Annotated in this window: 8 protein-coding genes and 1 pseudogene; 3 read left to right on the top strand and 6 right to left on the bottom strand. The window is 68.8% G+C overall.

From position 1 onward, the window contains the following. Positions 1-132 precede the first annotated feature (132 nt). The gene (locus tag IFT36_RS02485) at positions 133-3,579 is read right to left on the bottom strand and encodes a hypothetical protein (protein WP_200412344.1); all 3,447 of its coding nucleotides are present in this window, start codon (positions 3,577-3,579) and stop codon (positions 133-135) included. Between the two features lie 1,066 nt (positions 3,580-4,645). Between IFT36_RS02485 and IFT36_RS02480 the strand changes: the two genes are divergently transcribed. Next, positions 4,646-5,701 (top strand): zinc-dependent alcohol dehydrogenase, encoded by a 1,056-nt coding sequence (locus IFT36_RS02480; protein ID WP_200412343.1) that lies wholly within the window; start codon positions 4,646-4,648, stop codon positions 5,699-5,701. Between the two features lie 88 nt (positions 5,702-5,789). On the opposite strand, the gene IFT36_RS02475 is transcribed toward IFT36_RS02480, so the two are convergent. Next, positions 5,790-12,545, bottom strand: a complete 6,756-nt coding sequence (locus IFT36_RS02475) for an Ig-like domain repeat protein (RefSeq protein WP_200412342.1) — start codon at positions 12,543-12,545, stop codon at positions 5,790-5,792. Positions 12,546-12,706: 161 nt separating this feature from the next. Beyond that, on the bottom strand, positions 12,707-13,138 hold the full coding sequence (locus tag IFT36_RS02470; RefSeq protein WP_056044267.1) for a hypothetical protein: 432 nt from the start codon (positions 13,136-13,138) through the stop codon (positions 12,707-12,709). Between the two features lie 148 nt (positions 13,139-13,286). On the opposite strand from IFT36_RS02470, the gene IFT36_RS02465 reads away from it, so the two are divergent. Then, a complete protein-coding gene (locus tag IFT36_RS02465) occupies positions 13,287-13,511 on the top strand; it encodes a hypothetical protein (RefSeq protein ID WP_200412341.1) in 225 nt (74 codons plus the stop codon). Here IFT36_RS02465 and IFT36_RS02460 read toward each other — a convergent pair. Beyond that, positions 13,460-13,771 carry a Dabb family protein gene (locus tag IFT36_RS02460; protein WP_200412340.1) on the bottom strand — a complete coding sequence of 104 codons (312 nt, stop codon included), beginning with the start codon at positions 13,769-13,771 and terminating at the stop codon, positions 13,460-13,462. The two genes, IFT36_RS02465 and IFT36_RS02460, sit on opposite strands and share 52 nt — an antisense overlap. A gap of 158 nt (positions 13,772-13,929) precedes the next feature. Then, a pseudogene (locus IFT36_RS02455) lies at positions 13,930-14,151 on the bottom strand (phosphogluconate dehydrogenase C-terminal domain-containing protein); the annotation flags it as partial. Between IFT36_RS02455 and IFT36_RS02450 the strand changes: the two are divergent. Continuing rightward, positions 14,110-14,769, top strand: coding sequence for a FadR/GntR family transcriptional regulator (locus IFT36_RS02450; protein ID WP_307785005.1), 660 nt, complete (start codon positions 14,110-14,112; stop codon positions 14,767-14,769). The pseudogene IFT36_RS02455 and the gene IFT36_RS02450 sit on opposite strands and share 42 nt — an antisense overlap. A gap of 139 nt (positions 14,770-14,908) precedes the next feature. Here the strand turns inward: IFT36_RS02450 and aqpZ are convergent, their stop codons facing one another. Next, a complete protein-coding gene (aqpZ, locus tag IFT36_RS02445) occupies positions 14,909-15,691 on the bottom strand; it encodes an aquaporin Z (protein WP_200412338.1) in 783 nt (260 codons plus the stop codon). Positions 15,692-15,695: the final 4 nt, after the last annotated feature.

Genomic DNA, 15,695 nt, shown 5'->3' with positions numbered 1-15,695 from the left:
TGTTAATGGACCAACGGAAGACGGCGCTTAGCCTTAGGCACTCGATGCCGCAGTTCTGGGCCGAAAATCACGTGGCAATACGACCATGAGCAAATCAACGTTGAGGCATCGGGGAATCTGACTGATAGTGACCTAGAAGTCCATTCCTTCGAGAAACCTTTGCGCTTCTTCATCGTTACGACGTCCCTCGGCGCGGTAGGAGTCCGCGACTGATCGGAGGGCCCCGGCTGTCCTTGGATGAGTGATCTCGAGTTGCCTCGACCAGTTGTCGTACTGCTGCGCCAAGGCATATTCTTGCTTGCCGCCCTCGGCCATGCCGCGGGACGTTACGCCGCGTTTATTGTGCAGGCCGACAATGAAGCCTTGTTCGAACCGATCATCGAGCGCAGCCTCCAAGACGTCCCTAACGGCGCGCGCAGGGAACGTCCCGTCTTTTTCGCTCGGCGAATGCGCAAATACCTCGCCGATCTGCAACTCACCGACTTCGAGGTGACCCGTTTCTTGGAGCAGAACGCGGGTGCTGAGGAGCCATGCTTCTAGCTTCTCCTTGATTACAACGCCGTTGTCATCTGTTCCTGGCACCCTGTGCCATTCCCGTAAGAAGCGAAAGGCGTTTTTTGCTAGATCTGAGGAGACTACTTGGGCGCCCCCCCCTGAATTCTGGTCTGACGACGAGAACGCGTATTCAACGAGATGAACGAAGGAAGCAGGGTCCCGTGCCACCAGGCGCTGAAGAGAGTCGGCTCGGGATTCATCGTGGAGCGCTGGTAGGAACTTCCACTCAAGTCGCGCCAATACCAACTCATCGACGTCATTCGAACGTAAGTAGTCAAGCAGCGTCGTGAGGTCATGCTCGGAGACTCGGCCGAGCTCTGGATCGTTGTCATTGCCGAATTCGTCTAAGGCATCAACTACGACCTCCACAGTGATGGCGTCCCGTCTGGCGTAGAGACTGAGGGTGTCGACCGCCATTGCTGCCCGCCCGTGTCGCAGGAGTTGCCGGGCTACTTCATCGGCGTAGGGGAAATCAGAGCCGCGCCCATACGGCATGAACTCGGCCCAATATGCTTCGTCAGTCTCTTGGGGCAGGTCCGCCAGTATGGCCCAGGCCTCCTGAACGTCGTCAATGGTCAAAAGCAGCCTTGCCTGAGCAATTGGTCTTCCCCGAAATTGTCTAACCCACGGGCGAACCTTCGATGCTTCCCGGCGGCCGCGGACACGCGCGAAGCCGTCGGCAAACTGCACGAGCGACGTGTCCTTGCTGTCCAGCAGGGACAGTGCTTCCGTCTCAAACGGCCCGTCAGATCCCGAAAGCGCGGAACCCACCGTCCAGGGAAGTTTGACGCCTTGAGCGAGCGCAATGACGCTTGGGAAGCCCTCATCGGCCACGATTCGCGCTACCGCGCGTTGTCGTGCCAGGTCAATGTCGCGTTCGCGTGCTGCGAAATCATCATGAAGTGTTGGCCCGAACACTGGGTGCCAGTCGTCAAAAAGCCATCGGTGTTGCTCGCTCGCGTGAGCTGGTTGCAGACGGTTGGCAATGGTGTCGAGTGCCACAAGCCAGTGTTCATCTAGTGACCACTCTGCATCTGGAAATTGGCGATGTCGGCGAATGAGATCCTGAAGAGCGTTCCAGATGGCCAAGACATCTTTCTGCTGCAAATTCCCGGTGCCGAGCCCGTCAAGATCCGCTATCGCCACACCACGGCTTGCGTCGGGCAACCGATCAAAAGCGGGGATGACTTCGGTCCAGCAGGTCGGGTCAGCCGCCGCGATCTTGAGGACGCGTTCGGCAACCGCTTCGACCACCTCGAATAACTCCCCGTATGTGACAGCTCGATCGCCCTCGCCAGCCCAATCGCGGAAGCGAGGGCGATGCGTCGGCATGCCTACGGCGTGATGCTCTGGCAGAAGCGAGAGCAGGAGTCGCCACGTCACTCCTTGATGGCGATCCAGCAGCGCGTCTAGCGTCAGCATCCTCGCTTCCGACGAGGCTGACGTTTGCGGTAGCCAAGGTCGAAAGATCCCTTGAAGGCTATTGGCGGGTCGATTTGACAACCTGCCGCCTGGGTCCAGTTCTGCGAGCCGGGCGAGAATCTCTGCTGCAAATCCTACGTGACGGGTGGACCACGCAACGCCCTCCAAAGCCCAGAGAAGGCCGGCGTGAGGGCTCCTGACTTGCCAGGCGTCGCTTTCATCCTGAAATAGCTTTGCTAACAGGGCGTCAGGGCCGCTGATTACTTCGGCGGTAGAACGTAGGAAGACATCCGGTGCGGCCTCGGCGAGCAACGGCAGGACGTCCTCAAGTGACGCCCAAAGACGAGCGGAAGGGTCGTCGTTCGCTCGTTGAAGCAGACTCCAGACCACCCTTTCTGCCCACTCTCGCGCTGACCGACCGCCAGCGAGTCGCACCTCGTCACCGTAGCTACCCAGCAAGGCGATAGTTCGGGCCAATCCCTTCCGAAGATCTGACGAATGAACGCGTGCCTTGCCATGGAGCGCAGCGGTCCACCGTTGGTCAGGGGGCAGTTCGAGCCGTGGGTCCACCGCGGCCAGCACCGTCTGCACGGCGCGCTCCAGTGCGTTCAGATCTGCCTCGCGTATTGCGTGACGTGCTGTGCGCCAAGAGTCATCGGATGCAATCACAGCCCAGGTGGCGCCAACCCGCGTGAAGAGCGGATCGGGCCGGTCGGCCGCAGTCTGGAGGTGCTCTTCCACATCTTCTGACGAAGCCCCAGTGAGCGCTTCAAGGACTTCCAGATCTCCGCTGCGTAGTTGGCTCCACGCGCCGGCCAGCCACGCCCGGCGTACCCGGCGGTCTCGAAGGTCTTGAGCCCACTCATCGGGCCCCGGTTGCTCTGACTTGGCTGACACTCGCTGAAGGGCCACGAGGCTCTTATTGCCCGCCCTCACGTAACGGTTCAAGTCTGCGTCGGCGACTCCGGCCGTCCGTAAGGCGGCCTCCAGAGTCAGATGGTCGAGAGGAGGAAGTTCAATGGTTGCGTTGCCCTCGGTCACAATGAAGATCACGTGATGGTTCGAAATCTGTTGCGCCTCGCGCTGGAGGTATTCCTCATAGGGGAGAAGTATCAACAGTCGGGCTGCACTGTCGAGTCGGCGAAGCGTTAGGCCGTCGTGAACGAGGAGAGAGCGTGAAACCATCGGCTCTGCGGCGTCGGAGTCTTGAGCCAACATCGCGCAGGCTGCGAAAGCAAGACCGTCATCGACGCTAGGGGCCTTTATTAATGTCTTTCCCACGTCTCTCGCGAGACGACGCAGTAGTTCAGCCGCTTCGTCCGCGCGGCCCGCGAGCACGACCTCCGGCGTTAACCGCGGGTCGAATCCCCCGGAGAATCGGCTCCACCAGTCTTCGAGGGTCACTGCCCCGAGGGCGGGCATATCGAGAAGTTCGGATAGCCATACACGCACCGCCGCGGCCTCATCGAGCGCCTGCTCGATGTCATCTGCGTCGAGGACGCGCACGTCCTTCCACTTGCCGTCCTGTCGGCGTCTCTGTTCCCAAGCCTTTTTCTGACGCCATCGTCGGGGCGTAACAAAAACGAATGTGGTTGTGGACATGTCGACCCCTAGGGGTTCCGCGGTTCTTGTCCTGTAGTCTTCCGCGGCCTTGCCCGCCGGGTCGTTATTTACCCCCATTTCCCAGACGCTCAGGCCCTCTGGGACGAAGGAAGTCGCCCGGCTGGCCTCTACAATCCCGTCGTATCCAGGGAGCCCGATGCCTTCGCCGCCGCGCATTTCGACGCGCTGGACCTGATCGTTCTCATGACGTATCAGGCGACGCACGAGTCTCGGTAAATCGGACTGCGCTGACCGTTGATCGGCCCAACGCGCCACGTCTGTGCCGTCCGCAAGGTGCGGAAACCCGGTTTCATTGCTCACGTTTTCTCCGGCCCTGACACCAGGTGATGGTTGAGACAGCTGCTTGACTTACCGCGAGTCAGAACATTCTCCGTTTAAACCCTTGTTGGGAACCTGATGAATGGAGAATCGGACTTAGAAAAGACTCTCTTGCGTAGGCAGTGCTGTCTGACGGCGGCAGCGTTTGTCCTGCGCGTCCTCAACGCAGCCCGTCATGCGGTCTGACCCACATCGCATCCAATGCGCGAAGAAATTGGGCAGTCCGCCGGAGTTAATCGATCCATCATGTTTGCGCTAAAAACCCTCCGGTATGACCGGGCTAGAACCAGCTTCGAGGTGTTGTCCCCGGCCTTGCGGAGTTGAGAGGCCACACTGCTCACGGGACCCGAACAGCGGCTCAAAACCCCAAACAGGGCTGCGCAGACCAGCCATGGGAGCGGGCAAATCACGACCGTCGTTTTAGGCGTCGGTGAGGAGAAGGCCAGCGCGAGTGAAGTGCCGGACCTCGCCGGTGTCGTCGCTTAGAACTGCGAAGACCGCGATATTTAGGTCCTCTGGAAGGGACTGGTATGTGAAAGCCCCTCCTCCGTGACGGCCGAGTACTCGTCCGCTAAATTTGCCATCCCGTGACGTCACACTGTCGCCAATCTCGATCATTTCTCGAGTATCGAAGATGCGGGCAGTAAATGCAACTAGATCTAGCAGAAAATACATTGCCATTCTGCAGTCTTGCCATGGTAATCGGGTCAAGACGGCACTGGTCTACATGACCGACCTGCCTGGTAGCACCCGTTTCGCCACCGTCGACGCCGAGCGCTCGGTCGCCTTCGCCGAGGCCGACCTCGAGGCTCCGGGGGCGTGGCAGGTCGTGGTGCGCATCCGGTACACGGGCGTCTGCGCGACGGACACCCACGGGTGGGCGTCCGGCGGGCTCATCCCCGCCGCGGTGTTCGGCCACGAGTGGACCGGCACCGTCATCGCCGCCGGCAGCCGGGTCACGACCGTCGCCGTGGGAGACCGCGTCGTCGCCAGCGTCGGCCCGCCCTGCGGCACCTGCGCCATGTGCCGCGCCGGACACCCCGACCACTGCGACACCGCCTTCGCCGAGGCCAACGGCATCTCGCCCGACGCCCCCACCCACGGAGCCTTCGCCCAGCACGTCACCGTCCACGAACGCCGCGTCCAACGCGCCCTCGACGGCCTCACCGACGAACAGCTCGGCCTCGTCGAACCCACCGCCGTCACCTTCCATGCCGTGCGCCGTGCCGGCCAGCGCCTCGGCGACGTCGTCGTGGTCCAGGGCGCCGGCCCGATCGGCCTGCTCACCGCCCAGCACGCCCGTCACGCCGGAGCCGGAGCCGTCGTCATCGTCGAACCCATGGAGGCGCGGCGCGAGACCGCGCGCCGCCTCGGCTTCACCGACGTCCACGCACCCGGCGACGCCTTCCGCGCCCGCGTCCTCGAGCTGACCGATGGACTCGGCACGGACGTCCTCTATGAATGCACCGGCGCCTCCTCGCTGTTCCAGCCGAGCGCGGAACTGGTCCGCCGCGGCGGCACGCTCGCCCTGCTCGGCTACCCGATGACCACCTCGGAGGTGTCGTACGGCGACTGGCAGAGCCGCGAGCTGACCGTCGTCGGCAGCCTCGCCTACACGCACTCCGACTTCGTCGGCGCGATGCGCGCGCTCGCCGACGGCTCTGTCGACGCCGGCCCGCTCATCACGGGGACGGTCGGCCTCGACGACCTGCCGGCCCTGCTCGCCGAGCTCGACAGCGGCGAGACCGAGCACGCGAAGGTCCTCGTCGCCCCCAACGGCTAGACCGCCGTCGGGACCGACACGAGGAGGCGCGGTGCGCGACGATCGCGCACCGCGCCTCCTGCGGTCGGTCCGGGCTCCGCCCGCGGCGTCACCGCTTGATGATCGGGTCCACCTGCTTCTTCATGCCGTCGACCATGCACGTGCCGAGCGTGGAGCCCATGCTCGACCACTGGTCGCGGGCGTTATTGAGGTACGACCCCGACCCGAAGGCGTCGATCGAGTCGACCACCCATTGGACGCCCTGGCTGCCGGTGACGCTCTTCTCGGCCTTCAGCTTCGGGTAGGCGAAGTTGATGGCCTTGTTCGCCAGGGCCGCCCCGCCCTTGGTCCCGAACTTCGCGGCGATGTTGCTCTCGGTCAGCTTCGGCCCGTGCGCCCAGCTCGAGATGCAGTCGGCGTACATGGCCGGGATCCCGGTGGTCGCCGTGACGATCGCGGTCACCCGGTCGTACTCGTCGAGACCCTTGCCCGAGACGCCGACGGCCTTCAAGCCCGTCGACACGAGCGACATCGCCGTCCCGAGCACCTTGAGCAGCGTCGCCTCCATCAACATGATGCCGGTGAGCACCACGGCCCCCAGGGCGATCGTCCGCTGGGCGACGCTCGACAGGCCGTTCACGATCTTCTCGCCGACGCTCGGCGTGTGGACGTCGGCCGTGACCGACCGGTCGCCCGTCATGACGACCCAGGACGTCTCGTTCTCGGTCTGGTCGGTGCCCGACCAGCTGTTCAGGTGGCCACCCGCCGGCACGTCGGCCTGCATCTGCACCACCGTTCCGAGGACGTACTTCGACGGGTCGTTGTCGCAGTTCGGGCCGTTGGCGGCCGCCACCCGGGCGCCCAGCGAGAGAGTCGCGCACTTGGTCCGCAGGAAGATGCCGACCACGGGGGAGGAGCCGTCGGTGGGGATCGTCACCGTCTGCGGGCCCACCGGCAGGTCGTACCCGAGCGAGCCGTAGTCGGTCAACCCGATCGTGACGGTGCTGCCGGGGCGACCCCACAACGGCGGGCAGCCGCCGTCGTGCGCGATGATGTCGGCCCAACCTCCGTCGTCGAGGTCGGAGAGGTCACCGAAGCGGTTGCCCGTGCGGAGCACGTTGTCGTACCGCCCGTCGGGCTTCTGGACGTGGACGTAGACGGCCAGGGGGACGCAGTACTCGATCCGGACGTCGGACATCGGGGTCCCGATGACCGATCCGTCGCGGCTCAGCATCGTGTAGAGGCGGCCGTCGGCTGCCCGGACTCCCTGGGGCCACCGCACCGTGTCCTCGGACGTCGGTCGGCCGACCGAGGCGATCGCCCGGACGGAGGACGGCGTCGGCGTCGTCGATCGGAGGACGACCGTCTCACCCCAGACCCCGGAGTTGTTCGGGCAGACGACCCGGCTCGAGTACTTGGCCGAGTAGTCGAACGACGTCTGCGTCGTGCCACCCTGCGGGTAGCTGAACTGGATCGGGCGGCACGTGTCCGACCAGTAGTCGGCGGCGATCGACACGCGGTCGGCGGGGGCGAACTCCATGTAGAGGACCGGGCCACGCGACGAGCCGTCGGTCCCCGCGTCGGCGACGGCCTCGAGGCCGTCGACCAGTGACCACCGGATCTCGGCGACCGTGGTCGCCGGCGAGACGTCGTCCGTGTTGCGGTTCACCTGCAGCGACCCGTACTCGACCTTCTCGGCCCGCTCGGCGCGGACGATGGCGGTCCCGATGAACCAGTCCGTCTGGGTGACGACGGACTTGAAGCCCTTCGTCACCGCACGGTCCACCGACGGGCCACGGCTGCCGCAGCGCAGCTCGTCGATCGAGGTCGAGTCGCCGTCGGCCACGTTGGTGAAGGTCGTCGGCGTGTAGGCCGGCACCGTCTTGTCGGCGCTGATCGGCAACGCCGTGCTCGTCGTGACGGCGACGCAGCGCACGACGCCGTAGTTCACGCCGATGACGAGCTGCGCCTCCGCGGGGGTCGGCACGACGAAGGTGCGCGTCGCGGTGCCCGCGGCACCCGACCGTCCACCGGCCGGGGCGTCACCCAGGGTCGTGAGGGCGAGCGGGTCCTCGCCGGTGCGCTTCACCGGACCGAAGTCGCTCGTGCGCCAGTCGAGGAGGTAGGTGCCGTCGTCGGGCGTCGCCCTGACCGTCACCGTCGAGCCGGGCACGTAGCCCGCCGTGCCGTCGCCTGTGGTGCAGGTGCCGTCGTAGGGCTTGAGGTAGCGGCTCTCGCCGGGGCGCTCCGACGCGATGATCGCCTGCGTGCCACCGTCACCGGGACGGATGTCGACGACGCTGCACTCGGCCGCCTTGAACGTGGCACCGACCTTCTGGTCGCCGGTGACGGTGGTCGTGTAGAAGCCACGACCGAGCTCGTCCGCCGTCGCCCCGTCGACCGTGTCGACGACGTAGGGCGTGCCGCCGTTGCGGCGGGCCTGGCCGACCGTCGTCACGGGTGTGATGGCCAGGTCGACGACCGTGCCCACCGCGTAGCGCGGTTCGCCGTTCGCGAGCTGCTCGAGCTCGTCGGCGGTCGGCGTGCGGGGGTCGGTGCAGTTGGGCTTCGTCAGGGCCTTGACCGTGCCCTTGGCGTAGTACTGCTCGGTGTAGGCGAAGGCCGGGTCGGTCTTCGCCACGATGTCGCCCCGCGGCGTGACCCGGAGCGTGTGGCAGACCGGCGCGTACCGGGTCGTGAACGAGAGGGACTGGAACGCCGTCACCGTGAAGCGGTACTCGTCGCTGGTCGCGACCCCCTGGCCGTCGAGGTACCACCCGGCGAACCGATAGGGGGCGGCGACGGGCTCGTGACGCGCCGTCACCGACGCACCCGTGACGAACCCGGCACGGTCGCCCCGTCGGCAGGCGGTCGACGGGTCGCCCGTCACCGTGCTCTGGTAGGCCGTGATCACGATGCAGTCCTTCGGCGTGACCGACGAGACCACGGAGGCGCTGGGCGCGTCGTCCGCGGAGGTGAAGCGCACCGACACGTCGAGCTTCGTCGACAGCGACGAGCTGGTGGGCAGCGGGACGGTCAGGGTGCAGCGACCCACCGACACGTCGGCGGTGCAGCTCGCGGAGCCGAGGCGCACCTCGACCGACCCCTTCGGCGCCAGCGAGCCGCCGGTGCCCACCTTCCAGCCGAACGTGACGGGGGTGCCCGAGACGACGGCCGACAGGTCGGGGGAGCTCGACCAGTCGAGCGTCGTCTGACGGGCCGAACCCGTGACGGTCACGCCGTCGACGGCGCCCTCGTGGTCCGCGTCGCCCGAGTATCGGACGTCGAGCGTGTTGCGCCCCGTGACGATCGTCTCGGCGGGCAGGGCGCAGAGGCCACCCGCGGCCGGAACGGTGCAGCTGAGGCCGGACGGCGAGGCCGTGACGGTGATGGTACCCGACGGGTTCGGGGCGACGTCCGGGGTGACGTTCGACACCGACGGCGACACCGTCAGCGGTCGCCCGCTCGCGAAGACCGTGCCGGGCAGGTCGAGCCGGACGGTCGTGCGGGCCTTCAGCACCGAGACGGTCGTCGAGGCCGAGGTGGGCCCGTAGAGCACGCCGTCACCGGCCACCGAGACGCTGGCGGTGAGGTCCGCGGCGCTGAGCACCTCGGTCGTCACGCGTCCGGTCAGGTAGGGCGACGTGGCCGGGAAGGTGGCCCGCTCGAGCAGCAGCGTCGACTCCATGCCGCCGAGGACGACGGTGGCCGGGGCGAGCATGAGCGGGGTCAGCGAGCGGTCGGCCGGACGGAGGCGCACCTCGAAGGTCGCACGGGTGCCGACCTGCATGCGGCCGGTCGCGGCGATCTCGAGTGACGCGGGGGCGGGCGCCGTCGTCAGCGTGATCGGAGCGCTCGACGCGGTCCACGGGCGCGAGCCGTACGAGACCGACGCGACCAGGTCGACCCGTCCGCCGAACGGGCGGGTGACGTCGAGCGTGCCCGACAGGACCGTGCCCACGGGGGACAGCGTCACGGTGCCGAGCCGGGTCCGGCTGTCACCGGCCACCACGGCCACCGTGGCCTCGGTCCCGGCCGGGATGCCGAAGCCACCGCCGGGAAGGGCGCTCGCGGTGACGGTCACCGGGACGGCGACCCCGGCGACGTGGGGGCCGTCACCGACGGTCAGGGCGAGCTGCGGGGCGGGCGGTGCCGACCAGGTCGTGACGGCCGGCGCGGACGTGATCGGCTCGACGCCCACCACCGAGGCGAAGCGTGCGACGGCCGTGTACCGCCACGCGCCGGGCTGCCGCTCGACGACGTCGAGGGTGCCCGTCAGGCCGCCGGCGAGGTCGACCCGGTCGACGAGCTCGGCCGTGCCCCCGGGCAGGGCCCGGTAGACCGAGAGGCTGTCCACCGCGTAGGCGGGGGCGCCGCCGATGGTCGCGGTGAGCCGGATGGTCGAGTCCAGGGTGGCGGTCGTCGGTGCCGTGAGGGTCACCGTCGGGTCGAGGACGGGGGCGGTGGGCTGCGCGACCACGTAGGTCACCCCGAGCCAGGTCTGGTCGCCGGCGTACTCGATCCGGTACGAGTGGATGCCCTCGAGCACGGCCACCGGGACGTGGGCACTGCCGTCGGCGGCGACGGTGCCGCGCCCGACGACCCGGTCCTCGCTCGTCACCGTGATCGCACCGGTCGGCGCGGGCAGACCGCGGACGGGCACGTAGGAGGAGTCGAGGTGAGCCGTCCCGGCGGCGGGGTCACCCGACCAGGTCCAGGGCTGGTGTTGCGGCCAGCGCTTCGCGACGACCTGCGAGTCGGAGTCCTTCGACGAGCGGGCCGAGCCCGCGAGGCCGCTGTACTCGGCCCGCCAGTCGTACGTCCCGGCGACCGTGGCCCCGGTGTAGCTCAGGTACGCCTGCCCGTTCGTGACGTCGACGCTGCGGACGACGCGCCCGTCGAGGGAGAAGGTCACCGCGCCTCCGGTGACCTTCGAGCCGTCGGCGGTGCGCACGTCGGCGACGAGTCCGACGGGGTCGCCGACCACGGGCGAGGGCGTCTGCAGCGTCAGGTCGGTGACGGTGTCGGCGAGGGCGACGTCGACGCCCGAGAACTCGGACCCGGTGCCGTAGTGGCTGTCGGTGTCGGGCACCTCGAAGATGAAGTCGTGGTGGCCGGCCTTGAGCTTGCCCGTGAGGTCGACGACGACGGTCGCCTTCCCGTCGACGACCGAGAACGGGGTCGACGCGACGGGGCCGGAGCGCTGGTCGATCATCTCGAGCACGAAGCCGTCGCCGTCGGCGTCGCTGGTGAACGAGAAGGTCACGGTGTGCTCGTCACCGAACGTGATCGAGTCCGACGGCGAGTGGACCGCCCGGTAGTCGTAGTCGAGACGGGCGCGCTGGAAGTCGGCGGTGACGGTCTGCTCGCTGCCGGCGTAGGTCGCGTCGGCCGGGACGTACACGAAGCGCAGGTCGACCGAGGTGCTCCCGAGCGCCTTGGTCGGGAGGAAGAAGGGGAAGGCCGAGTCGGCCAGGTCGAAGTCCGTGACCTCCACGTCCTCGGTCGCGGGGTCGTGGTCGTCGCGGAAGACCTCGACGGTGCCGGTGGGTTCGTCGGTCGTGCCCTCGGCCGCGACGTCGATCGCGAACTCCTGGTCCTCGCCGAGCGTGGCCACGCCCAGCTGCAGCACGTCGACGGTGGTGGCGATCGGGGCCGGGGCGGCCCGGGCGACCGACGGGGCCGGTGCCGGCGCGGCGGCCGGTGCAGGAGGCGCGGCCGGGGTGGGGACCGTCGGTGCGGCAGCAGGCGCGGGTGCGGGTGCGGGTGCGGCGGCGTCGGTGGGGCTCGTCGCAGCGGCGCCGGGTGCCGACGTCGGCTGCGGGGTGACGGCAGGAGCCGTGGTCGGCAGGTCGGCCGGACCGGTCGACGAGGTGACGGGGGCCTCGGCCGCGGAGGCGCTGACGGCGGGCATGAACGGCACCATCAGGGCGACGATCGTGACGACGGCGATCGGGCTCGCCTTCGTCCACGGGTGACGCAGGACGCCGGTCAGGCGCCCGGGGACCCGAGGACCGCCGCGTCGGTCGACGCGCACGTCGTCGAGGGGGAGCAGGACGGCGAAGACGCTGCCGACGACGACGAGGAACAGGGCGACGAGGCCGACGAGGGCGAGCGTGCCGAGTGAGGTCTGCGCCGTCGTGGCGGTGGGGGCCGCGAGGACCACCTCCCCGAGGGCGGTCAGGGCGGTCGACACCGCGCCGACCGCGACGACGAGTCCCACCACGGCTGCGGTGCGGGTCCGGAGCGTGGTGACCGCCCGGCGCAGCAGCGACCGCAGCGAGCCCGGGTGCGACAGGGACGCCGGCAGGGCCGTGATCGTCAGGCCCACCGCGACGAGCACCGGCGCGAAGGGGATCGCGAGGAGCAGCGTGCGGCGGATCGTCCGACGCGGGGCGGACCGCAGCCGCAGCACCCCCGCCGTGACCAGGGCGCCCAGGCTGAGGGGCAGGGCGACGAGCGTCCAGACCAGGACGGCGAGCACGAGCAGCAGTTCGACCGCGAGGAGGCGCGGCAGCGACCGGAGCGCGTGCGTCAGGCCCCGACGGAGGGTGCGTCGACCCCCGGCGGTCGACTGCGAGATCGTCGACGAGACCGCCAGGACGGCCGTGACGACGGTGAGTGCGGCGACGCCGTACTGGACGGCCCGCACCACGAACGACGTCGTGACCAGGGCCGAACCCGAGGCCTGGGTGACGTCGCCGGTGATCAGACCGACGACGAGCAGGGCGAGCAGTTCGAGCAGGACGGCCGCGGTGACGACGACCAGGGCGAGGACGACTGCCCGGAGCACGATGCGGGGGCGGAGGACCGCGCGGGCACGGGTGCCGAGCGGGCGCAGGCGGGCAGGGAAGGATGAAGCCATGGCGGGGGTGTCCTCGACGGTCGAGCGCCTCGGGAGCGCGCCAGACGGAGACGACGGGTGAGCCCGGCACCACCTCCACACGGTGGTTCATCTGGATACCGAACAGTATCGAGATGGTCGAGGGCGCGACAATCGGCCCGGTACCCCCAGTAAGGAGGGGGTCAGTCGTTGTCGGGCACGCAGGCGTAGTCGTCGCCGAAGGCCTCGGTGACGCGGCGGATGGCTTCGGGGGTGCCCCACTGCTCGACGTCCTCGCAGGCGTGGTCGGCCCGGGACGCGTACATGCCGAACGCCCCGACGTCGACGTAGCCGTAGTCGTAACGATCCGAGGGGCGTCCGCCGGCGCCGGGCTCGTCGGGCAGGTCGATGACGAAGCCGTCTGGGAAGCGCAGCTCGACCCCGTGCGGTGCACAGGCCGGGAGGGTCTCCGTCGTGAGGTCGGCCACGATCACCGGCTCGTAGGTCGTGCAGTACGGGAGGCGCGCGTCGGACCCCGACAGCACGAGCGGCACGTCCGGGTCGGCCCGCACCGCGAGCACCAGCAGCACCGACACCACGAGCAGCGCGGTCACGATGCCGGCCAGGACCTTCATGAGGTGAACCTATCGCCTGATCGACGTCGTGCGATCACGGGCGAAGCGGTGTTCCTGGGCATCACGTCAATCGACTGGCATCGACCGGCGCGAGCGTCCTAGCGTTTTCCCGACCGATCAGTACCGAGATGAAGGAGCAGTGCTTCTCATGACGAACTGGCTCCGCGCCCTCGCCCCGCTCGCCCTGACCACGATCGCCCTGGTCGTCTTCTTCACGGCCGACCGCACCGTCGGGATGCTCCTGATCGTGGCCGCCCTCGCCTCGGCGTTCCTCGTCGGCACGGGCGCCGGCCAGCCGACCCGCGCCTCCCGCGCCAGGCGCTACGCCGCGACGTCGAAGACGACGACCCGGACGGACGCGTCGCCGAGGTAACTCGCGACCGGCTGGTGCGAGGGGTGCGGCAGGTAGCCGTCGCGCGCCGCGGCGTCACGGAAGCGCACCACGAGCATCCAGTCGAAGCCGGCCTCGAGTTGCTCGGGGCTGACGCTGCCGCCACTCGACACCGACAGCACGCCGTCGATGCCGCTGAGGTGCTCGGTCGACAGCCGCGTCGCCTGCTCGGCCACGTCGGCCGGGGCCCCCTCGGCCCACTCCACCAACACCACGTGCACGATCTCGTCCGTGTCCGCCATCCGCGCATCCCCTCGTCGTCGCCGCTCACCGCGGCAGGTCACCCGATCCTGACACGGGCGTCGCCCCGGCGGCCGGCCCGGGCGACCACCGCACCACGCGAGAACGCAGGAGGCGCGGGTCACGCGACCCGCGCCTCCTGCGTTCCCGTCGTCGCGGCCTAGCGGCGGACGGCGTCGATCTTCAGCATGCGCGCGATGACCGAGTCGAGTTGGCTGTCGTCGAAGATCTTCTTCCAGTCGTCGCGGACGATCGACTCGCGGCCGTAGTCCATGGCGATGTGGCAGGCGTCGCTGAACGGGTTCGAGCCGCGCAGGCCGTTCGTCAGCGCGATCCAGGTGTGGCCGTAGAGCATCGCGCGAGCGGCCTCGTAGGGGACCCCGACACCCCCGGGTCGCGCCTCCCCCCCGAGCGGCAGCTCGCCGAACGCCTCGGCGTCGGGCGATCGGCCGTCCGCGAGGCCCTGGCCGCCCTCGAGATCCTCGGCATCGTCACGGTGCGTCCGGGCTCGGGCACCTACCTGCGCGACCAGACCTCGGAGTTGCTGCCGACCACCCTCAGCTGGGGTCTCATGCTGAACGCGGCACGCACGCGCGAGCTCATCGAGGTCCGGGGCGGGCTCGAGATCCAGGCCGCCGCCTACGCCGCCGAGCGGGCCACCGACGCCGACGTCGACGCCCTGCGGGGGTACATCGAGGTGATGGCCGACTCGCTCGAGGACCTCGACGCGTTCCTCCAGGCCGACATCCGGTTCCACCTGCAGATCGCCGTCAGCGCCGACAACGTCGTGCTCAAGGACCTCCTGCAGAGCACCCGGTCGCTGCTGCGCCTCTGGGTCGAACGGGGGCTCACCGAGAAGGACCAGGCCGAGGCCGCGTACCGCGAACACCGGGCCGTCTTCCGCGCGATCGAGGCACGCGATCCCGACGCCGCGCTCGCCGCGATGCGCGACCACATGGCCACCGCCGCCGACCGGGTCCGGAGCGCCACGGTCGTCTAGGTCGTCGCCCCCGACGGGCGGGGCGACGTCGTCGCCTCCGCTCGAGCGACGGTCGGCACCGGCGTCACCGCACGAGGACGCAGGAGGCGCGGGTCACGCGACCCGCGCCTCCTGCGTCCCCTGCCGCTCGGGTCGCCCGTCAGGCGCGACGGCGCAGGACGCGGTGGGCCAGGCCCGCCAGGGCGCCGCCGACCAGGGGCGCCACGAAGAAGACCCAGACCTGGCCCAGGGCGTCGGGGCCGCCGTAGAGGGCGGCCGCCAGCGAGCGGGCAGGGTTCACCGACGTGTTGCTCACGGGGATGCTGATCAGGTGGATCAGCGTCAGGGTCAGGCCGATCGCCAAGGGTGCCAGGGCCTTGTACTCACCCTTGGCGGTTACCGACAAGATCACGCCGACGAACACGGCCGTCAGCACGATCTCGGTGACGAGGACGGCTCCGAGGCCGAAACCGCCGGGCGACGACGCGCCGAAGCCGTTCGAGGCGAAGCCCGAGTCCCGGGCCGCGGCGAAGTAGCCGGCGGGGCCGTCGGCGGCGACGAGCGCCACGACGCTGGCTCCGGCGGCCGCTCCGACGAGCTGCGCGACGACGTAGCCGGGCACGCTCGACCACGGGGTCCGACGGGCCAGGGCGAAGCCGACCGTCACGGCCGGGTTGAAGTGGCCGCCCGAGATGTGGCCGACGGCGTAGATGCCGGCCATCACGCTCAGGCCGAACGCCAGGGCCACGCCGAGGAAGCCGACCCCGAGCGCGTTGCCGTCGTCCGGGAACGACGACGCGAACACGGCCGTGCCCACGCCTCCGACGACGAGGAGGAAGGCCCCGAACGCCTCGGAGGCGTACCGCGCGAGGGGCGCGTAGGTCTCGGCGTGCTGCGTGCGCTGTTCTTTCGTGGACCGGCTGGCGGGTGTGGTGCGAGGCATGGGG

This window comes from Frigoribacterium sp. CFBP 13605 (assembly GCF_014839405.1).
Taxonomy (GTDB): domain Bacteria; phylum Actinomycetota; class Actinomycetes; order Actinomycetales; family Microbacteriaceae; genus Frigoribacterium.
Note: the sequence above shows the minus strand (reverse complement) of the source record. Positions and strands in the feature narration are given on the sequence as shown.